Here is a 3,087-nt window from a genome sequence, read left to right as displayed (position 1 = left end):
AGTTCTACCTTATTTCTTTGTCTCAGTCTAATTTCCAGTTTTTAAGACAGACTAGAACTTACTTTGGGAATTTAGCATCGGAAATCTGATGAGTTTTTAACTACAGCATTTTTACAAACTAGGTAAAATTGTAGTATAATAAAGAGAATAGGAGACAGAGTGATGAAACGAAATGTATTGATTACAGGTGCAAGTAGTGGCATTGGCAAAGCAATCGCTTATGTGTTTGCTGCTAATGGTGATAATATCATCATTACAGGACGAAGATTGGACAAACTAGAAGAAATTAAGCAATATATTGAAAAGCAATACCATGTTCAGGTATCAGTTCATTCATTTGATGTTACGAATATGGAACAAACGATTGTAAATTGTCAAAAAATCTTAGAAGAAGTTGGACAAATTCATATTTTGGTAAACAATGCTGGCCTGGCATTGGGATTGGACAAATTCCAAGACTATGATTTGACTGACATGATGACAATGATTGATACCAATATTAAAGGATTACTAACTGTAACACGTCAGTTATTGCCACAAATGGTTGAAAATAATGAGGGTCATATTATCAATATTGGATCAACGGCCGGTATTTACGCCTATGCAGGAGCTGCTGTCTATGCTGCAACCAAATCAGCTGTCAAGGTGCTTTCAGACGGGATCCGTATTGACACGATTGATAAAAATATCAAGGTAACTACGTTACAACCCGGTATCGTTGAGACTGATTTTAGCCAAGTCCGTTTTCATGGAGATAAAGAGAGAGCAGCGACAGTCTATCAAGGAATTGATGCTCTTCAAGCAACTGATATTGCTAACTGTACTCTATTTGTTGCAAATCAACCTGCACACGTGCAGATTTCTGATATGACCATTATGGCAACCAAGCAGGCAACTGGATTTACTATTCATAGAGATTAGAAGGGAGATAGCTAGAATGAAAAGAAAATATTTAGCACTCGCTCTTGGCTTGCTCACTATCATGTCGCTTTCTGCCTGTCAAACTGAAAAGAAGGGCAGTTCCGCAAGTACCTCAACTGCTGATACCCAGGTTTCTAATGCCAATACAAGCACGTCATCAACAATCCAACGTGAGATTTCTCTTAGTTCTATGGATATAGATGCTCTAATGCAAGGCAATTACGATAGTATACTAGGCACCTGGCAAAATAGCCAAGGAAATTCACTAGTCTTCAATAGCAAAGGATTAGTAGCAGATAGCCAATCCTTACTTGGCCGCGGAAAAATAACTGATGGAATTTTTGAAACAGGCTATGTAGACGCAACGATTGGCGATGTAACACTATTAATGATTCCCAAAGGAACACAAGCAAATACAACTGAGACAGACACTACTGACTCTACGCGCGATAGAATGATTGTAATAAGCCAAGAAATAGCAGCAGACATAGTAGATGTTTATTATCGCTTGACCAATTCAACCACTAGCGGTATAGACCCATTAAAAAATACTGAAACAGGCGTCCAGTTGGATAGTGGACCAAAAACGATTGATTATGCCAACTCAATTTTAGGCGAAAACAATTGGCGCGTCATTGAAGGTAACTACACGCGCACCGAATCTATTCCTTATAATATTTTGGAAGGCGATGATAATGCCCGTTACACTATTTACCAAAACGGTGTCATTATCAATGCAGATTATCAAATTGTTTATCAACCATAATGATTCTCTAGGAGGTTAGACATGACATTCACATCATTTGAACCAACACGCAATGTTCAAGATTTTCATTTGGCAGCCTTTGCCTACTATGATGGACTAGATGTAATCGACCAACTCAAACCAGGAACACCTGTTCAGCTAGTCGGAGAGCCGTCAAACCCACATGACTCAGAAGCTGTAGCAATCTTTTATCAGGGCACAAAGTTAGGATATATTCCATCGGATAAAAACTCACTAATCAGTCGGTTAATCTATTTTGGACACGGCGATATTCTAGAGGCACGTATTCAGATGTCTAATACAGAAAATCATCCTGATCGCCAGTTTCGAGTCGTTGTAAAACTAAAAGATAATCGTAAAAATGATAGTCGGTAATTTACCAACCTAACCATTTTCTACTTAACACGGAGCTGTGCCCTCCGTTTTTGTTCTTCAATAATACTTAAAAAGGCTGCAAACTCCCTATTCAGGCGATGTTGGTAGGCCTTATTTTTTATTGTGAGGTCTTCAAGGAACACTGGATAGGTTCCTTTTTTATACAATTCTCCTTGAAAGAAGAAGCGGTCCGATAATTTATCTACTGAAACAAGCGAAGAACGCCAGCGGCTTTTACGAGAATGAGAAGGTTTCCAAGATATTTTTAATTGCTTCTCATAAAAGTACCAGCCCATAATATAGATTTTAGTAATCTGATTTCGTTTTCTGTCTTGATAGAAACAAGGAACTGCATAAACATTTCCATGCTTTGTTTGCAAAAAAGGATGGAAATCTTTTATCTTTTCGTATTCTTTCTTTGGAATAAGGGTTAATTGATTATCCTTAATAACCTTTTTCTCATCAATAGTATACGAATAACGGTAGGGGTCATAAATGGTTGACTGCCCACGCACTCTATAACGCTCTGCCATTTCCTTAAAAATAGGTAGACGTCCATAACCATCCATCAGACTAGATAGACTAAGTCCTCGTCGATTATTATTTTTCTTCACACCAAGAATCTGGCAGGTAGGCCAATAATTGATAGGAATGGCTCCTAATCCAACCAGAAGACCGGCGCTGTCAAAATGACTGGCAAAGCGTACCTCACGAGTGTGACCAGTCTCATTTTTCAAATCAACAAATACAGGTTGCTTGTCCTGTTCAAAAACAATTATATAATTTCCAGAAGACTCCGTATTTTCTCTAATTGGAACGGTGTAGAAGTGGTGAAAATTTGGTAACTCTAGTAACTTTCCAAGTGTTGATGTTTTCATAACACAAGTATAACAAAAAATATTTTTCAAATCCACAAAAACGTTTAATCCGTTAAACAAAAATATAAAGGCTAAATTCCCAAAGTAAGTTCTAGTCTGTCTTAAAAACTGGAAATTAGACTGAGACAAAGAAATAAGGTAGAACTT

Annotated in this window: 4 protein-coding genes; 3 read left to right on the top strand and 1 reads right to left on the bottom strand. The window is 37.5% G+C overall.

Annotation, left to right across the window (positions count from 1 at the left end):
- The first annotated feature begins 162 nt into the window (after window positions 1–162).
- The 3 genes from P7J58_RS11210 to P7J58_RS11200 are packed head-to-tail and all read left to right on the top strand — an operon-like array spanning window position 163 to window position 2,062.
- The gene (locus P7J58_RS11210) at window positions 163–921 is read left to right on the top strand and encodes an SDR family NAD(P)-dependent oxidoreductase (protein ID WP_408556363.1); all 759 of its coding nucleotides are present in this window, start codon (window positions 163–165) and stop codon (window positions 919–921) included.
- Window positions 922–937: 16 nt separating this feature from the next.
- Complete coding sequence (locus P7J58_RS11205; protein ID WP_408556362.1) at window positions 938–1,687, top strand: DUF6287 domain-containing protein; 750 nt, start codon at window positions 938–940, stop codon at window positions 1,685–1,687.
- A 21-nt stretch (window positions 1,688–1,708) separates the two neighbouring features.
- A complete protein-coding gene (locus tag P7J58_RS11200) occupies window positions 1,709–2,062 on the top strand; it encodes an HIRAN domain-containing protein (protein ID WP_002943204.1) in 354 nt (117 codons plus the stop codon).
- 20 nt (window positions 2,063–2,082) lie between these two features.
- On the opposite strand, the gene P7J58_RS11195 is transcribed toward P7J58_RS11200, so the two are convergent.
- On the bottom strand, window positions 2,083–2,940 hold the full coding sequence (locus P7J58_RS11195) for a hypothetical protein (RefSeq protein WP_408556361.1): 858 nt from the start codon (window positions 2,938–2,940) through the stop codon (window positions 2,083–2,085).
- Window positions 2,941–3,087 lie beyond the last annotated feature (147 nt).

Source organism: Streptococcus suis, from assembly GCF_046032535.1.
GTDB lineage: Bacteria > Bacillota > Bacilli > Lactobacillales > Streptococcaceae > Streptococcus > Streptococcus suis_AK.
Note: the sequence above shows the minus strand (reverse complement) of the source record. Positions and strands in the feature narration are given on the sequence as shown.

Bases quoted from the DNA above. Each gene is read 5' to 3' on its own strand.
- P7J58_RS11210 (WP_408556363.1), top strand. From the start codon at position 163: ATGAAACGAAATGTATTGATTACAGGTGCAAGTAGTGGCATTGGCAAA.
- P7J58_RS11205 (WP_408556362.1), top strand. From the start codon at position 938: ATGAAAAGAAAATATTTAGCACTCGCTCTTGGCTTGCTCACTATCATG.
- P7J58_RS11195 (WP_408556361.1), bottom strand. From the start codon at position 2,940: ATGAAAACATCAACACTTGGAAAGTTACTAGAGTTACCAAATTTTCAC.
- P7J58_RS11200 (WP_002943204.1), top strand. From the start codon at position 1,709: ATGACATTCACATCATTTGAACCAACACGCAATGTTCAAGATTTTCAT.